General features: G+C 40.1%; 14 protein-coding genes and 1 pseudogene. 1 reads left to right on the top strand and 14 read right to left on the bottom strand.

Going from position 1 to position 15,233, the window contains the following annotated elements; genetic code table 11:
- Nucleotides 1–42: 42 nt before the first annotated feature.
- Nucleotides 43–1,113 carry a tyrosine recombinase XerS gene (gene xerS / locus B7725_RS06010; RefSeq protein WP_084875137.1) on the top strand — a complete coding sequence of 357 codons (1,071 nt, stop codon included), beginning with the start codon at nt 43–45 and terminating at the stop codon, nt 1,111–1,113.
- Between the two features lie 79 nt (nt 1,114–1,192).
- Here xerS and B7725_RS06005 read toward each other — a convergent pair whose 3' ends face one another.
- The 14 genes and pseudogenes from B7725_RS06005 to B7725_RS10115 form a co-directional block, all read right to left on the bottom strand.
- A complete protein-coding gene (locus B7725_RS06005) occupies nt 1,193–1,834 on the bottom strand; it encodes a hypothetical protein (RefSeq protein ID WP_084875135.1) in 642 nt (213 codons plus the stop codon).
- Nucleotides 1,835–1,942: 108 nt separating this feature from the next.
- Entirely contained in the window at nt 1,943–2,932 is a 990-nt protein-coding gene (locus B7725_RS06000; RefSeq protein ID WP_084875133.1) for a lipoate--protein ligase, read from the bottom strand.
- A gap of 42 nt (nt 2,933–2,974) precedes the next feature.
- Nucleotides 2,975–4,693, bottom strand: coding sequence for a dihydrolipoyl dehydrogenase (gene lpdA, locus B7725_RS05995; RefSeq protein ID WP_084875132.1), 1,719 nt, complete (start codon nt 4,691–4,693; stop codon nt 2,975–2,977).
- A gap of 44 nt (nt 4,694–4,737) precedes the next feature.
- Entirely contained in the window at nt 4,738–5,781 is a 1,044-nt protein-coding gene (locus tag B7725_RS05990) for a dihydrolipoamide acetyltransferase (protein ID WP_061598371.1), read from the bottom strand.
- A gap of 557 nt (nt 5,782–6,338) precedes the next feature.
- Entirely contained in the window at nt 6,339–7,331 is a 993-nt protein-coding gene (locus B7725_RS05985; protein WP_000448714.1) for an alpha-ketoacid dehydrogenase subunit beta, read from the bottom strand.
- A 15-nt stretch (nt 7,332–7,346) separates the two neighbouring features.
- On the bottom strand, nt 7,347–8,315 hold the full coding sequence (locus tag B7725_RS05980) for a thiamine pyrophosphate-dependent dehydrogenase E1 component subunit alpha (RefSeq protein ID WP_084875130.1): 969 nt from the start codon (nt 8,313–8,315) through the stop codon (nt 7,347–7,349).
- 178 nt (nt 8,316–8,493) lie between these two features.
- Nucleotides 8,494–9,834: an MATE family efflux transporter gene (locus tag B7725_RS05975; RefSeq protein ID WP_084875128.1), complete on the bottom strand. Its 1,341-nt coding sequence runs from the start codon at nt 9,832–9,834 to the stop codon at nt 8,494–8,496.
- Between the two features lie 41 nt (nt 9,835–9,875).
- Entirely contained in the window at nt 9,876–11,144 is a 1,269-nt protein-coding gene (locus B7725_RS05970) for a dihydroorotase (RefSeq protein ID WP_084875126.1), read from the bottom strand.
- Between the two features lie 12 nt (nt 11,145–11,156).
- Entirely contained in the window at nt 11,157–11,621 is a 465-nt protein-coding gene (locus B7725_RS05965) for an NUDIX hydrolase (protein ID WP_084875125.1), read from the bottom strand.
- A 9-nt stretch (nt 11,622–11,630) separates the two neighbouring features.
- A complete protein-coding gene (locus tag B7725_RS05960) occupies nt 11,631–12,284 on the bottom strand; it encodes a uracil-DNA glycosylase (RefSeq protein WP_084875123.1) in 654 nt (217 codons plus the stop codon).
- An 11-nt stretch (nt 12,285–12,295) separates the two neighbouring features.
- Nucleotides 12,296–13,051 (bottom strand): DUF4336 domain-containing protein, encoded by a 756-nt coding sequence (locus B7725_RS05955; protein WP_084875121.1) that lies wholly within the window; start codon nt 13,049–13,051, stop codon nt 12,296–12,298.
- A 64-nt stretch (nt 13,052–13,115) separates the two neighbouring features.
- Nucleotides 13,116–13,808, bottom strand: coding sequence for a pyrimidine 5'-nucleotidase PynA (gene pynA / locus B7725_RS05950; protein ID WP_084875120.1), 693 nt, complete (start codon nt 13,806–13,808; stop codon nt 13,116–13,118).
- 34 nt (nt 13,809–13,842) lie between these two features.
- Nucleotides 13,843–14,455 (bottom strand): annotated as a pseudogene (locus B7725_RS05945) (hypothetical protein).
- Nucleotides 14,456–14,544: 89 nt separating this feature from the next.
- Nucleotides 14,545–15,048 carry a hypothetical protein gene (locus B7725_RS10115; RefSeq protein WP_084875116.1) on the bottom strand — a complete coding sequence of 168 codons (504 nt, stop codon included), beginning with the start codon at nt 15,046–15,048 and terminating at the stop codon, nt 14,545–14,547.
- Nucleotides 15,049–15,233 lie beyond the last annotated feature (185 nt).

The raw sequence follows: 15,233 nt of genomic DNA, 5'->3' as shown, positions 1-15,233 counted from the left end.
TCTATGCTATACTACTAGTAGACTTAATTATGGAGAAAATACATGAAACGTGAGATTCTACTGGAACGAATCGACAAACTAAAACAAATCATGCCCTGGTATGTTCTGGAATACTACCAATCTAAGCTGGCTGTTCCCTATAGTTTTACAACCTTGTACGAATATCTCAAGGAATACGATCGTTTTTTCAGCTGGGTTTTAGAGTCTGGAATTTCAAATGCTGATACAATTGCTGATATTCCTTTATTGGTCTTGGAAAATATGTCAAAGAAAGATATGGAATCCTTTATTCTTTATCTACGAGAACGTCCTTTGCTGAATGCTAACACAACAAAGCAAGGTGTTTCACAGACAACTATCAATCGGACCTTGTCAGCACTTTCTAGTCTTTACAAGTATCTAACTGAGGAAGTTGAAAATGACCAAGGAGAGCCCTATTTCTATCGTAATGTAATGAAGAAAGTTTCAACAAAGAAAAAGAAAGAAACTCTTGCTGCCAGAGCTGAAAACATCAAGCAAAAACTCTTTCTAGGTGATGAAACAGATGGTTTTCTAACCTATATCGACCAAGAGTACCCACAACAGCTCTCCAACCGAGCTCTATCTTCCTTTAATAAGAACAAGGAGCGAGATTTGGCCATTATTGCCCTTCTCTTGGCCTCAGGTGTCCGCTTATCTGAAGCTGTTAATCTGGATCTAAGAGATCTCAATCTCAAAATGATGGTGATCGATGTCACTCGAAAAGGGGGTAAACGAGACTCGGTTAATGTCGCTGCCTTCGCCAAGCCTTATCTAGAAAATTATCTAGCCATTCGAAATCAACGCTATAAGACAGAAAAGTCGGACACAGCACTCTTTTTGACACTCTATCGAGGTGTTCCCAATCGCATTGATGCTTCTAGTGTTGAAAAAATGGTTGCCAAGTATTCTGAGGACTTCAAAGTGCGTGTAACTCCACACAAACTACGCCATACCCTGGCAACTAGGCTCTATGATGCAACTAAATCGCAAGTTTTGGTCAGCCACCAATTAGGACATGCCAGCACACAAGTCACTGACCTCTATACACATATCGTCAATGATGAACAAAAGAATGCTTTAGATAGTTTATAGATGTTACATATTATAAATTATGTAAATCAACTATCGCTAAAAAACGAAAGATCAATTCCTTTTATCTTTCGTTTTTTAGTTATTTAAACTCAATCCAGTAGTTACGGTGTGGCTCTATAATTACTGGTTTACCCCAAAAGGCTTGCAGATAGGCTAGATTTGCTGAGCTTATAGGTTTTTTTGAATCATTGTACTGCTCAGCACTCTCTTTAGTTAGAAAACATTTTACTGCTTCATAAGAAGTACCATCAGCTGATTTTCTTTCGATTCCCATATAAGAAATTTCGTCACCACTTTTAAGATCATCAGTTAACAGTTTACCAATAAAATAAACCGTCTTATCTTTCATTAATTCATAAGCCTTACTATTTTCCAGTCTGTTATTCGCTGCAGCGTACATAATGCAAAAACTATCTACAATATCTTTCAAAGGTATTAATTCTTCTTTACTAACCATAATTTCGTCGGGAGCAAGTCCTCCAATGATTAAGTTTTTATAATAAGGTTGTTGAATGATATTATCTAAAGCCATTCCTAATGGTATTTGGACAGCTTGATAGCCTAATGGTTCTAGCTCTTGCTTTTTCTGGTCAAGATGTTCTTGTGTAATACTGACATTCAAATCATATGGACTGGAAGATTGTTGCTTCCTAAAAAAAGCCACTACGATACGATCTAACTGTTCAAATAGACCAAGATTTGCCACTGGAACTTTAATCATTGAATTTGATCCCCTTTTTGTTTCAGACTTCCTCTATATTATACTCTCATTTTTTTGAATATCAAGTTTAAGATAAAAGATATCCATGTTGAATGGATATCTTTGACTTTATTCAACAACTGCCTCGGCAATTTCTTCTGCTGTAATTCCAGCGAAGTAACGACCTAGGTTGATGGTTTGAAGAGCTTTAAGAACATCTTCGCGTTCGTATTTAACGCCTCGGAGGACATCTTCTACCGCAGCAACGTCTTCGATACCAAAGAAGTCACCATAAATCTTGATGTCTTGGATTTTTGATTCAAGAACATTGGCAAAGACTTCTACTTTACCACTAGTGAATTTCGTTCCACGACGGACGTTAAACTCAGGTGATTTACCATAGTTCCAGTCCCAAGTTCCAAACTTAGTATCCTTGATGCGATTGATTTCAGCCAATTCTTCTTCAGAAAAAACGTACTCAGTCATCTCTGGGTACTCTTTTTTCATGTATTCCAATAGCAAATCACGGAATTCTTCAACTGTGATTTTTTCTGGTAATTCATTGACAATATTGGTTACACGGGCACGGACGGATTTCACACCTTTTGACTCAAATTTATCCTTTGAAACCTTGAGGGCATTAGCAAGGACTGATAAATCAACGTCAAATAACAAGCAACCGTGGTGCATGATACGCCCATTGATATAGGCTTGGGCATTGCCACAGAATTTTTTGCCATCAATCTCAAGGTCATTACGGCCTGTGAACTCAGCTTTAACGCCTAGTTGAGCCAAGGTATTGATAACTGGAGTTGAGAAGCTCTTGAAGTCAAAGGCCTTGTTTTCATCTTCTTTTGAAATGATGGTGTAGTTGAGGTTGTTTAAATCGTGATAAACAGCTCCACCACCACTGATACGGCGGACAACCTCAATACCATTTTCGCGAACATAATCACGGTTGATTTCTTCGATAGTGTTCTGGTGACGTCCAACAATGATAGAAGGTTTGTTAATCCAAAGAAGGAAGATTTGCTCCTCATCTAGTAAGTGTTTAAAGGCATATTCTTCCAAGGCGATATTAAAAGCAGTGTCGTTTGAATGATTGATAATGTATTTCATGATATCCCTTTATACGATAGAGACTGGAAATAATCTTCCAGTCTAGTCTATCTTCATTTTATTTTTCTTAGGTGAATGGATGGCCATTCCTAGAACATCTGCAAATGCTTCGTACATCACTTCAGAGTAGGTTGGATGTCCGTGGATGGTCTTAAGCATTTCTTCAACAGTAATTTCCATTTCAATAATGCTTGACGCTTCGTTGATCAATTCTGCAGCTGCAGGACCGATGATATGAACACCAAGGATTTCTCCGTATTTCTTATCTGCAATGACTTTTACGAAACCTTGAGCAGCATCCGATGCAATAGCACGTCCATTCGCAGCAAAGTTGAATTTACCGATGGCTACATCGTATTTCTCACGAGCTTGTTCTTCAGTTAGACCTACTGCTGCTACTTCAGGAAGAGTGTAGATAGCTGCAGGAGTCAAGTTAAGTTTGGCAACAGCATGATTTCCTTTAAGGGCATTTTCAGCGGCAACTTCACCCATACGGAAGGCTGCGTGCGCTAACATCTTGGTACCATTGATATCACCTGGTGCGTAGATACCTGGAACAGAAGTTTCCATATATTCGTTGACCTTGAGACGTCCACGATCCAATTCAAACTCAACATCGCCAATACCTTCAAGATCCGGCACACGACCGATTGAAAGGAGCGCTTTGCTTGCGATGATATCATCTTTTCCTTCAACCTTGATACGAAGTTGACCATTTTCTTCGATGATTTCTTGCAATTTTGTACCTGTCAAGATGGTCATTCCTTTACGCTCAAGGATCAAGCGAAGATTCTTAGACACTTCCGCATCCATAGCTGGAACGATACGGTCCATCATTTCGATAACAGTTACTTTTGAACCAAATGTCATGAATGCCTGACCGAGTTCGATACCGACAACGCCACCGCCGATGATAACAAGGCTTTCTGGAACTTCGTTCATTTCAAGAATGTCATCACTGGTCATTACAAGTGATGATTCCATACCAGGAACGTTAATCTTGCTGACTTTTGAACCACCAGCAAGGATGATTTTCTTGGTTTCAAGCAATTCTGAACCATTAACTAAGACATTCTTGTCTTTAGTGATGGTACCAATTCCTTTATGAACAGTAACTCCGTAGCTACGAAGAAGACCTGCAACTCCACCTACCAAGGTATTGACAACTTTAGATTTAGTTTCTAAAAGTTTGTCCATATCAACAGTGAAGTTTGGATTTTCTATGACGATACCACGGCTTGCTGCATGACCGATATTTTCGATGATTTCAGCGTTGTGAAGGTAGGTCTTAGTTGGGATACAGCCACGGTTCAAACAGGTTCCACCGAGTTCAGATTTCTCAACAAGGGCAACCTTACCACCTAATTGAGCCGCTTTAATAGCCGCTACATAACCAGCAGGTCCTCCACCAATCACAACGATATCAAAGGCATCATCGCTCTTACCGTCGTCGTTTGAGGCACTAGCTGCAGGTGCAGTTTTTGATTCTGGCGTAGCCGCTCCAGCAGTTGGGATGTTTTCCCCTTCTTCTCCAAGGTAACCGATAACTTCAGTTACTGGAACAGTTTCACCATCTCCTTTGAGGATGGCAATCAAGTATCCATCTTCTTCGGCTTCCAATTCCATGCTGACTTTGTCAGTCATGATTTCCAAAAGGATTTCTCCTTCTTTTACAAATTCTCCGACTTTCTTATTCCATTGGACAATTTGTCCTTCTGTCATATCCACGCCGGCTTTTGGCATAATTACTTCTAAGGCCATGTCTTACTTCCTTTATCTAAATCTCTAAAAAAACAATAGCTGACTTAAACCAACATTGAGATCGGATTCTCAATTAAGGCTTTCAAGTCTTTCATAAACTTAGCACCAGCCATACCATCTACGACACGGTGGTCAATGGTTAATCCAAGGCTCATGATTGGGCGAATGACAATCTCACCATTGACAACTACAGGTTTCTCAACTGTTGAGCTAACCCCGAGGATAGCTGAGTTTGGTTGGTTAATAATAGGACCAAAGGACTGAACGCCAAACATTCCCAAGTTACTGATTGTGAAGGTTGAATTTTGCAGTTCGCTTGGAGCCAATTTACCATCCAGAGTACGACCAATCACATCCTTAAAGGCTACTACTAACTCTGACAAGCTCATTTTTTCAGCATTATAGACAACAGGTGTCATCAATCCGTTATCCATCCCAACTGCCATAGCAAGGTTGACATAGTTGTGAGTGATAATGGTCTTACTATCTTCAGTCAATGAAGCGTTGATGTATGGGTGTTTCATCAATGTTTTCACAACAGCGAGTGAAAGAAGGTCTGTTACAGTAGTCTTCTTACCAGTCGCTTCCATAATCGGATCAAGAACCTTCTTACGAAGAGCTAGCATTTCAGACATATCAACTTCATAGTTGAGTGTGAAAGTTGGCGCAGTTAGGTAAGATTCAACCATACGTTGGGCGATAACCTTACGCATTGGTGTCATTGGAATACGCTCAATCTCACCATAAGGAGTGATATTGTCTGGAACCTCTTCCACTTTTTCGATTTGAGCAGGAGACTTGATAGTGTCGTTTTCGATATTTTCAGGAAGCAAGGCCAAAACGTCCTTCTTCATAATCTTGCCACGATGGCCAGTTCCTTGAATCTCTTGCCAAGCAATATTGTGTTCGAGGGCAATTCGTTTTGCAAGTGGCGAAATGCGAACCACATTTGTGTCTTTATAAGTTTCCACGTCTTCTTTGTGGACACGACCGTTTGCACCTGAGCCAGAAACGTCGTAGAGGTTGATCCCTAGATCATCCGCTAACTTTCTAGCCGCAGGAGTCGCTCTTAGCTTGTCATCAGCCATGACCTCTCCAATTCTAATTATGATACTAAGGGCGTAAAAAAGCGACTGAAAAATAGGAAATCTACGCAGACTTCGATGAAGCCAAGGAGATTTATCTTTTTTCCGAGCTTTTAGCCCGTGTTCGAATATAAGATATTAAGGACGAAGAGGGCAATGAAAAAATAGGAGATTGACGATGTGTTCGATGAACACAAGGAAATCTATCTTTTTTTCGCAGACCTCCGTCCGAATTCAATTACATGATACTAAGGGCGTAAAAAGCGACTGAAAAATAGGAAATCTACGCAGACTTTGATGAAGCCAAGGAGATTTATCTTTTTTCCGAGCTTTTAGCCCGTGTTCAACTCTACAAGTAACTTGGACACAAAACGTGTCTCAAGCTACTACGGTTGTCGCTATTAGGCGACCAACCTAGTAGACTTACTAAGTTTTTTATCGAATATTATTGATTCGTCAAAAAACTGTCACAACTTTACAAATAAGTTAGATACAAAACATATCTTAAGTTACTAAAGTTAAAAACCTCTAAAATCTTACATAATTTAATTTATGCAAGATTATTCTTTGTTATAAGTTTTTCGGATTGCATCTTTGATGCTTTCAACGGTTGGAATCATAGCATTTTCTAGATTTTGTGCGTAAGGCATTGGCACATCTTCTCCGGCACAACGGCGGATTGGTGCATCTAGATAGTCAAATGCTTCTGATTCTGAAATAATTGCTGAAATCTCTCCAATATAGCCACTTGTTTTGTGGGCATCGTTGACTAGAACAACTTTACCAGTCTTCTTCACTGAGTTAATGATGATATCTTTATCAAGAGGAACAAGAGTACGCGGGTCAACAATTTCAACCGAGATTCCTTCTTCTGCTAATTCTTCAGCAGCTTGAACCACACGGCGAAGCATTTTTCCATAAGTAACAACTGTTACATCTGTACCTTCGCGTTTGATTTCCCCAACCCCAAGTGGGATTGTGTAGTCTGGATCAACTGGCACTTCCCCTTTTTGGTTAAATTCTGACTTGTATTCAAGAATGATAACTGGGTTGTTATCACGGATAGAAGACTTAAGCAGTCCTTTCATGTCCGCAGGCGTGCCAGGTGCTACAACCTTAAGTCCAGGGATATGAGTAAACCAAGACTCTAGAGATTGGGAGTGCTGTGCTGCAGAACCAACTCCATTACCAGCTGCACAGCGGACAGTCATTGGGACTTGACCTTTACCACCAAACATATAACGTGTTTTAGCAGCTTGGTTGACGATATTGTCCATAGCAATAACAGAGAAGTCCATAAAGGTCATATCGACAATTGGACGAAGTCCTGTCATGGCTGCTCCTGCTGCTGCTCCAGAGATGGCAGCTTCAGAAATCGGACAGTCACGGACACGTTCTGGACCAAATTCTTCAAGCATTCCAACAGAAGTTCCGAAGTCTCCTCCGAAGACACCGACGTCTTCTCCCATCAAGAACACATTTTCATCGCGACGCATTTCCTCAGACATAGCAAGGATAATGGTGTCACGGAAGGACATTGTTTTTGTTTCCATTTTATCTCTTTCTCCTTAGTCTGCGTAAATATCTTCAAATGCCGATTCTAGTGGTGGGAATGGGCTTTCTTCTGCAAATTTAACAGAGGCTTCTACTGCTTCCTTGACTTGTGCTTGGATTTCTTCCAATTCTTCTGCACTTGCAATATTGTTTTCAATGAGGTATTTGCGAAGGTTTTCGATTGGGTCTTTTTGTTTCCACAATTCCACTTCTTCACGGGTACGATATTTACCAGGGTCAGATGATGAGTGACCAAGCCAACGATAAGTGACACTTTCAATCAAGACTGGGCCATTGCCACCACGAACATGGTCTACGGCTTTCTTAAATCCTTCATAAACGTCGATGACGTTGTTTCCATCTTCAATAAACATTCCAGGAATTCCATAAGCTGCGCTACGGTGATGGATATGTTCCACGTTAGTCATTTTCTTGATATCCGCAGAGATCCCATAACCGTTGTTAATGCAGTAGAAAATCACTGGAAGGTTCCAGATAGAAGCCATGTTCACTGCTTCGTGGAAGACACCTTCGTTAGTCGCGCCATCTCCAAAGAAGCAGACGACGATTTTTCCAGTTTTCTGCATTTGCTGACTGAGGGCTGCACCAACAGCGATTCCCATACCACCACCTACGATACCATTGGCACCAAGGTTACCAGCATCAAGGTCAGCAATGTGCATGGAACCACCTTTTCCTTTACAAGTTCCAGTGTATTTGCCAAGGATTTCAGCCATCATTCCGTTGAGGTCAATTCCTTTGGCAATAGCTTGTCCGTGACCACGGTGGTTTGAGGTAATTAGATCATCTGGATTGAGAGCCAACATAGCACCCACGTTAGCTGCCTCTTCTCCAACAGAAAAGTGCGTCATTCCTGGCACTTTCCCTTTCTTTACTAATTGCGCAATTTTTAAGTCCATTCGACGGATTTCTTCCATCTTAAGGAACATCTCTAGCAAGAGATTTTTATCTAAAGTTGACATAATCTTGCCTTTCTAACTTTGTACTTACTCTACTATTTTACCGTTTTTAGAAAACACTGTCAAAGTATATGACCGATAAAATTTCACAAGGTAAAAAAATAAATCCCCGTTTTAACAGGGATTCTCTTCAGTTAGATCATTTTTTCACAAAGTTATTTTTCGGAATATTTTCCAAAAATTAGCTCAATCTTTTCATTACGGTTTTCAAACGCCATTGATACAAACAACCAGAAACAATCAAGCTGGCAATTAACCCAATCCAGTAGGCATATGCTCCTAAGTCAGTTGCCTGATCTAGTAGATATCCTAGAGGTATCGCTACTCCCCAATACCCGATTAAGCCAAGATAGAAAGGAACGATAGTGTCCTTATAGCCTCTTAGAATCCCCTGGAGCGGTGCCGCAAAGGTATCTGCTAACTGGAAGAAGAGACTGTAAGTCAGAAATACAGCAGTTGTTTCAATGAACTGAGAGTCATTCCCATATAGACTTGCTACACGATCTCTAAAAATGTAGAGAAAGGACAGGGTAAGACCAGCAAAAATAAGGGCTGTTATTCTCCCCAGACGAGCATAGGTTTTTGCATCCTCAAAACGTTTAGCCCCCACCTCGTAAGACACAACAATTGCCATAGCAGAGGAAATACTCATGGGAAAAGCGTACATGAGACTCGAAAAATTCATAGCTGACTGGTGACTGGCGATGATGAGCGATGAAAACTTAGCCATGATTAGTCCCACCACGGAGAAAATAGCCACTTCCGCAAATACGGTTCCTCCGATTGGTAGACCTAATCGAACACCTTCCTTGATTTTATCTATATTGAGTGGAATAGGTTTTTCAAGATGTAACGCTTTTAATCTTTCCTGTTTGAACAAAACAAGCAGGGAAATTCCCAGTAAAACCCAATAGGCTAGAGAAGTTCCTAGACCTGCTCCTGCGCCACCAAGCTCTGGAAAACCAAGGGCTCCATATATCAAGAGATAGTTAAAACCACTATTTAGAGGAAGTAATAGGAGCATCAGATACATAGATAGCTTGGTCAATCCAAGAGAATCTAACAATGATCGAATGACACTAAAAAGCAACAAGGGAATAATCCCGATAGAAAGGTACCAAAGATAGGAAACTGCAACTGCCGCTACTTGAGCTTCTAGTCCGATATGATTTAAGACAGGAGGTGCCAAGAAAAGTACCAGTCCCAGTAAGACCACAGATAGACCCAAGGCCAAATAGATGAACTGGTAAAAATCTGACGCAACTTCTTCCTTTTTACCTCGACCAAGATGGTGACCAATGATGGGCACCAGGGCTGATACAATCCCTGTTAGGAATGTAAAGAAGGGATTCCAGATACTGGTTGCCATAGACACACCAGCCAAGTCCATGGTATTGTACTGCCCAGTCATTGTTGTATCGACAAAAGAGGCAGAATAATTGGCAAATTGATAAATCAGGATAGGGAAAAATATCTTAAGAAATAAAACAAACTTGTCTTTAAATTGATGGGTTGGGTACATATACGCTCTCTATTCTTATAGTTTATAGAGCAGAGTCCCATCTAGTTTTGATAGACGATTTGTCCCTTACAGATAGTATATTTGACCTGCCCTTTTAAAGTTTCCCCGATAAATGGAGAATTGGCTGATTTTGAAGCGAAGTTTGGACCAACAGTACGATCAGCCTTGTCATCAAAGATAGTGATGTCCGCTGGACCATTTTCAGCCAAGTAGCCTGCTTCAAAGTTGTAAAGTTGGGCTGGATTGACAGTCATTTTTTCTAGTAATTCCATCAAGCTTAGTTCACCAGCTTCCACCAAATAAGTCAAACCAAGAGAAAGAGAGGTTTCCAAACCAGTCATACCAGATGGCGCTTTGGTGATATCTTCTACATTTTTCTCATCTGTATGGTGAGGCGCGTGGTCTGTCGCGATAACTGTGATAACACCTGACTTGAGACCTTCGATAACGGCACGACGGTCTGATTCCAAACGAAGCGGAGGGTTCATTTTGGCATTGCTACCTTGAGTTAAAAGAAGAGTTTCTGTCTTAGAAAAATGTTGTGGTGCCACTTCTGCTGTGACTTGGGCCCCCAAACCTTGAGCAAACTCTACTACTTTGACACTTTCTTCCTTAGATAAATGCTGGATGTGAACATGGGCCTTAGTTGCATAGGCAATCATGACATCACGCGCAATCATAGCATATTCTGCTACACCTGTCGCACCACAGATCTTGAAGTGGTCTTTAGCAATGTTTTCGTTAAAGCCAAGAATGCCGTTCAAGCCGGGATCTTCCTCGTGTAGACAAACAAAGGTTCCAAGTTTTTTAGCAGTTTCCAAGGCTTCTTTGAGAACCTTACTGCTTTCAAGTGGAATACCATCATCTGAGAAACCAACGGCACCTGCTTCTAAAAGCGCCTTAAAGTCAGTCAAGTCTTGGCCATTAAAATTCTTAGTAATGGTCGCAACCGTCTTAACATTGATTTTCTCTTTAGCAGCTGACTGGAGAACTTCTTGCAAAGTCTCCACGTCTGAGATGGTTGGATTGGTATTAGCCATCATGACAACCGTTGTAAAACCACCTGCAGCGGCTGCTAGAGCACCAGTATGGATATCCTCCTTGTGGGTCTGACCAGGTTCACGAAAATGAACATGAATATCCACGAGTCCAGGCGCAACTACAAGCCCAGTAGCATCAATCAGTTCTGCTCCTTCTTCCTTAATTTCAGGCGCAATTTTGACAATTTTCCCATCTTGGACCAAAACATCACACACTTGATCCAAACCAGACTTGGGATCCATTACACGACCATTTTTGATTAGTAACATCTGCTTTCTCCTTTATTCATAGAAATCAACTTGAGTATCCAACAATTTATCCCCATCATAAACAAACTTAGCTGAAAAGAAGGGTTTGTCCTCTAAAAGCCACTCAACAAAGGTGTGATCACCCTCCCAAGTTGGCTTGCTCAAAACCTCGTCATAGGGAACCCATTCTAATGTTCCCTCATTGCAGTCAATCAAGTCACCCTCAAACTCCGTCACCTTAAAAACATAGGTGTACCAGTCTAAATCAGGCGTAAACTCAGGAAAAGTGATAACGCCTTTTAGCACAGGCTTGGCTTTGAGACCTGTTTCTTCGAGGATTTCACGCGCTGCACATTCCTGAGGTGTCTCCCCTCGCTCTAACTTACCACCCACACCAATCCATTTACCCACATGGACATCATTGGGCTTTTTATTGCGATGGAGCATGAGTAGTTCTTTTCCGTTGTCAATGTAGCAAATTGTCGCTAACTGAGGCATATTCTCTCCTTATCTAAGCCAATCGATTGGCTCTTGTCCTGTCTCTTTTAAAAATGCATTAGCCTTGGAAAAAGGCTTGGAACCCCAAAATCCTCTAAAAACAGATAACGGACTGGGATGGGCTGATTCGATAATCAAGTGGTGAGGATTGGTAACTAAGGCCTTCTTCTTACGTGCATAAGCACCCCAGAGCACAAAGACTACTGGTCTGTCTAGATTATTGACCACCTGAATCACAGCATCAGTAAAAGGCTCCCATATCTGCCCAGCATGACCATTGGCCTGCCCAGCAGGAACGGTCAAGCAAGCATTGAGAAGTAAGACTCCTTGCTCAGCCCAAGCCGTCAAATCATGTGATTCCTTAACTCCAAGATCATCTGACAATTCTTTCAAGATATTTTGCAAGGATGGCGGGGCTGGAATAGCATCGGGTACAGAAAAACTCAAGCCCTGTGCCTGACCTGGTCCATGATAGGGATCCTGCCCTAGAATCACCACCTTCACTTCTTCAAGCGGTGTTGTCAAGAGAGCCTGAAAAACCTTTTCCTTGGGTGGATAAACAGTTCCTTGAGCATAAACCTGCTCCATAAATTGATTGATTTTCCCGAAATAACCCTCAGGTAATTGCTCCTTAATCAAAGCGTGCCAAGATGAGTGTTGCATTTTTCTCTCCTTTATCGTATCCATCTAAAAGCACGTCTTAATTCATCCGTACCATTTTTAAAAAAGCATAAACCATGTGCAAGTATGATTTTATCCGGTTTCCAGTTTAACATACGGGAAAAGGAAACCTTTGCTTCCCTTTGTCTTCCTAAAAAAGTCATCCGATAATCAATAGGAGTTTGACCATCAGGGGCTGTTACACGAGCTAAACGATAGAATTTTCTGCGGATTGGACTAGCTATTTTTTCCGGTTCAAAATTCTCTATAAGGTCTGTTACTATAAGTGTTTTAGTTGATTTATGAAAAAACACGACCTCTTCAATGACAGAACTTCCCTTAAAAATAAGCTGTCCAATCTCATCAGACCATAAGTCAGGAGCCTTATCTGTTAAGCAAGCATCAAATTCCACCTTGACATTCTGACTTTTCGCTCTCTCTTCAACTCCTGGACTAGACCATGCTTGCGCATGAGGATATCTTTTTCTCCAATCTGCAATATAGGCGTAGTGAATCTTATTTGGTGAAATCAGGTAAGCGACTTTGCCTAAAGCATCCAGTTCGGTAAACAGTTCCTCATTTGGCGCAATTGGAGAATGAATCCAAAGTTTGCCATCATTTAACTTAACCACCGTCATACGTGTCTGAAAAGGAAGTTTGAAGATCTTCATGTCCATTTGAATCAAATCACCATCTACTATCCAGATATTTTGATCAACTTCTTTTAGTGTATACAATGGTTCATAAAGAGAAAGTTCTGGCCTTGACATCGTTAACTATTCCTTCGTTTTTCCTGCCTCTATTATAGCAAAAAGTGGCTATCTAAACCACTTTTTACAGTTTATCTAAACAATCCAGCAAGTCTTGGTAGGAATGGACTTCATAAGTCGGCTGGGCGTGTGTCTTATTTTCCAGATGATGAGGGTTGTACCAGATAGTATCGATACCAGCATTATTGCCACCTTGAATATCAGCCGTTAAGGAATCTCCAATCATCAGGGCCTTTTCTTTATCAAATCCAGCAATCTGATGAGCAATTTTTTCATAGAATAGTGCGTCAGGCTTTTGTGTTTGTAATTGCTCGGAGATAAAGACTTGGTTGAAATAGGGAGCCAGACCTGATTGAGCCAAACGACCTGTCTGAATAGCAGTAATGCCATTTGTCGCAGCGTACAGTTCATAATCTCGCTCAATGAGACTGTCCAAAAGTTCATGAGCTCCCGAAAGAGTTTGTCCTTGCTGGGCTAAAAAAAACTGGTAACGCTGAGCAAGTAAAGTACCGTCTTTCTCCAGTCCAAAATGAGCAAATAAACGAGAAAAGCGCGTGTTGACCAGCTCTTGTTTACTAATTTTCTTTTGCTCCAAGTCCTTCCAGAGATCCTTGTTCATAGGAACGTAATAGTCTTTATAGGCTTGAATGTCCGCAACTCCTTCTTCCTTTAGAAGTTGCGTCAAAGCCACATCCTCAGCAACATCAAAATCAAGCAAGGTGTGGTCAAGGTCGAAGAGTAAAAATTTGTAGGGCAATTTGAAGTTTTCCTTTCTATGTGAGAACAAGTTACTAGTATTTATTAGGGAAATATTCTTTTCCCAACTGCCATAAATACTGATTAATCTCTTTAAGATTAAATTCTTCTAATCCATAGTATTCTCTAAAAGCAATAATTATATTTTTAAATTTTTGATAATCTTTTAGGTCTGCATTCTTAAAGTTAAAAAATTTATCTGTTTTTCTAAAATATTTTAATACCTTTTCTACATAGCTATCATAAATAGGGTATTCGTTAGGGTTATGATGAGAACAGTATTTGGTAGAAAAAGAATAAAACTTTCTAGTGACTCCATTAATAGTAACATTTTGAATTTCATTGACTAAAGTTTCATCACCTTGTTTCAACCTCTCATCAATTCTAAGACTCAGTATATGCTCTGCAACTGGATAAACTGAAAAAATATTTGTGCTATAAAAATCATTTAATGTAGCAACCTTTAATAAGATATCAGAAATTTCTTCGTTACTTGGTAATAGCTCAAAAAACAATTTATCTAAAGCATCTTCTTGCAACTGATAATTTTTAAGATTTTTCCACGATTTTAAGTATTTTTCAACTTCAATGGCTGACGGTTTAGATATAACAATATCTGATTTCTGTCTTCTTATAGTTAATTTGCATACTTACCTCACTTAAAGTAGTTGTTAAAATAATTGATAGATTTATTATAGCATATTACAAAAACGAATGGGTAACCTCTTTATTACCCCTTACCCCAACTCCTTGGCTATTCTGCTCTTTTCAAGTTTTCCCTTGGTAATTCGTTTCCATAAAACAATAGGGTTCAAACTATAAGATAGGCGTAGGAGGAAATAATTTACCCATTCGATAAGGGCAAAAAGCTGTATTAGCACTGCTATAATACCCACTTGGAAACTCTGTGTATTCCAGACTATAAAAGGAAAGCCTGAAATAAGCAAAACAAGGTCTAGTATTCTGAAACCACCATATAGTTTGGGGACACTAGCGCTTCCGAACTGAGGTTTCGAGAGTCTTCTAATCAAAATCGCCCAATAGATTGAACCTTGAAGCAAAATAAATGTCAGTAAAGACAGAGGATAGAGAATAGTTACTAGACTATTCACATCACCAAGCCGATTTTTCAAAAGAAAAAAACAAAACCAAAAGGATAGGACGGCTGTGAACTCTCCCAAACAGAGGGACATCAACTCTTTTCTAACTTTCTCTTTTTGTATGTTCATTAACTCCCCCATTTATCTATCATCCCATATCAGAAAAAAATCATTCGAAGGATTTTCTAGTTAACATTTCTCAGAATCAAGGCATTCTAAGAATCGAACAGTCCAATTCCTTTAATATCATTGTAATTCTAAGTTTAGAATTACATTAAAATAAATGTTTTAATACTATTCTAAGTCTATGATAGCCTTAAATTTTA

It is taken from the genome of Streptococcus oralis subsp. tigurinus, from assembly GCF_002096275.1.
Lineage (GTDB): Bacteria > Bacillota > Bacilli > Lactobacillales > Streptococcaceae > Streptococcus > Streptococcus oralis_CN.
Note: the sequence above shows the minus strand (reverse complement) of the source record. Positions and strands in the feature narration are given on the sequence as shown.

Excerpts from the sequence above, each read along its gene's own strand:
- xerS (WP_084875137.1), top strand. The coding sequence starts at position 43 with ATGAAACGTGAGATTCTACTGGAACGAATCGACAAACTAAAACAAATC.
- B7725_RS06005 (WP_084875135.1), bottom strand. The coding sequence starts at position 1,834 with ATGATTAAAGTTCCAGTGGCAAATCTTGGTCTATTTGAACAGTTAGAT.
- B7725_RS06000 (WP_084875133.1), bottom strand. The coding sequence starts at position 2,932 with ATGAAATACATTATCAATCATTCAAACGACACTGCTTTTAATATCGCC.
- lpdA (WP_084875132.1), bottom strand. The coding sequence starts at position 4,693 with ATGGCCTTAGAAGTAATTATGCCAAAAGCCGGCGTGGATATGACAGAA.
- B7725_RS05990 (WP_061598371.1), bottom strand. The coding sequence starts at position 5,781 with ATGGCTGATGACAAGCTAAGAGCGACTCCTGCGGCTAGAAAGTTAGCG.
- B7725_RS05985 (WP_000448714.1), bottom strand. The coding sequence starts at position 7,331 with ATGGAAACAAAAACAATGTCCTTCCGTGACACCATTATCCTTGCTATG.
- B7725_RS05980 (WP_084875130.1), bottom strand. The coding sequence starts at position 8,315 with ATGTCAACTTTAGATAAAAATCTCTTGCTAGAGATGTTCCTTAAGATG.
- B7725_RS05975 (WP_084875128.1), bottom strand. The coding sequence starts at position 9,834 with ATGTACCCAACCCATCAATTTAAAGACAAGTTTGTTTTATTTCTTAAG.
- B7725_RS05970 (WP_084875126.1), bottom strand. The coding sequence starts at position 11,144 with ATGTTACTAATCAAAAATGGTCGTGTAATGGATCCCAAGTCTGGTTTG.
- B7725_RS05965 (WP_084875125.1), bottom strand. The coding sequence starts at position 11,621 with ATGCCTCAGTTAGCGACAATTTGCTACATTGACAACGGAAAAGAACTA.
- B7725_RS05960 (WP_084875123.1), bottom strand. The coding sequence starts at position 12,284 with ATGCAACACTCATCTTGGCACGCTTTGATTAAGGAGCAATTACCTGAG.
- B7725_RS05955 (WP_084875121.1), bottom strand. The coding sequence starts at position 13,051 with ATGTCAAGGCCAGAACTTTCTCTTTATGAACCATTGTATACACTAAAA.
- B7725_RS10115 (WP_084875116.1), bottom strand. The coding sequence starts at position 15,048 with ATGGGGGAGTTAATGAACATACAAAAAGAGAAAGTTAGAAAAGAGTTG.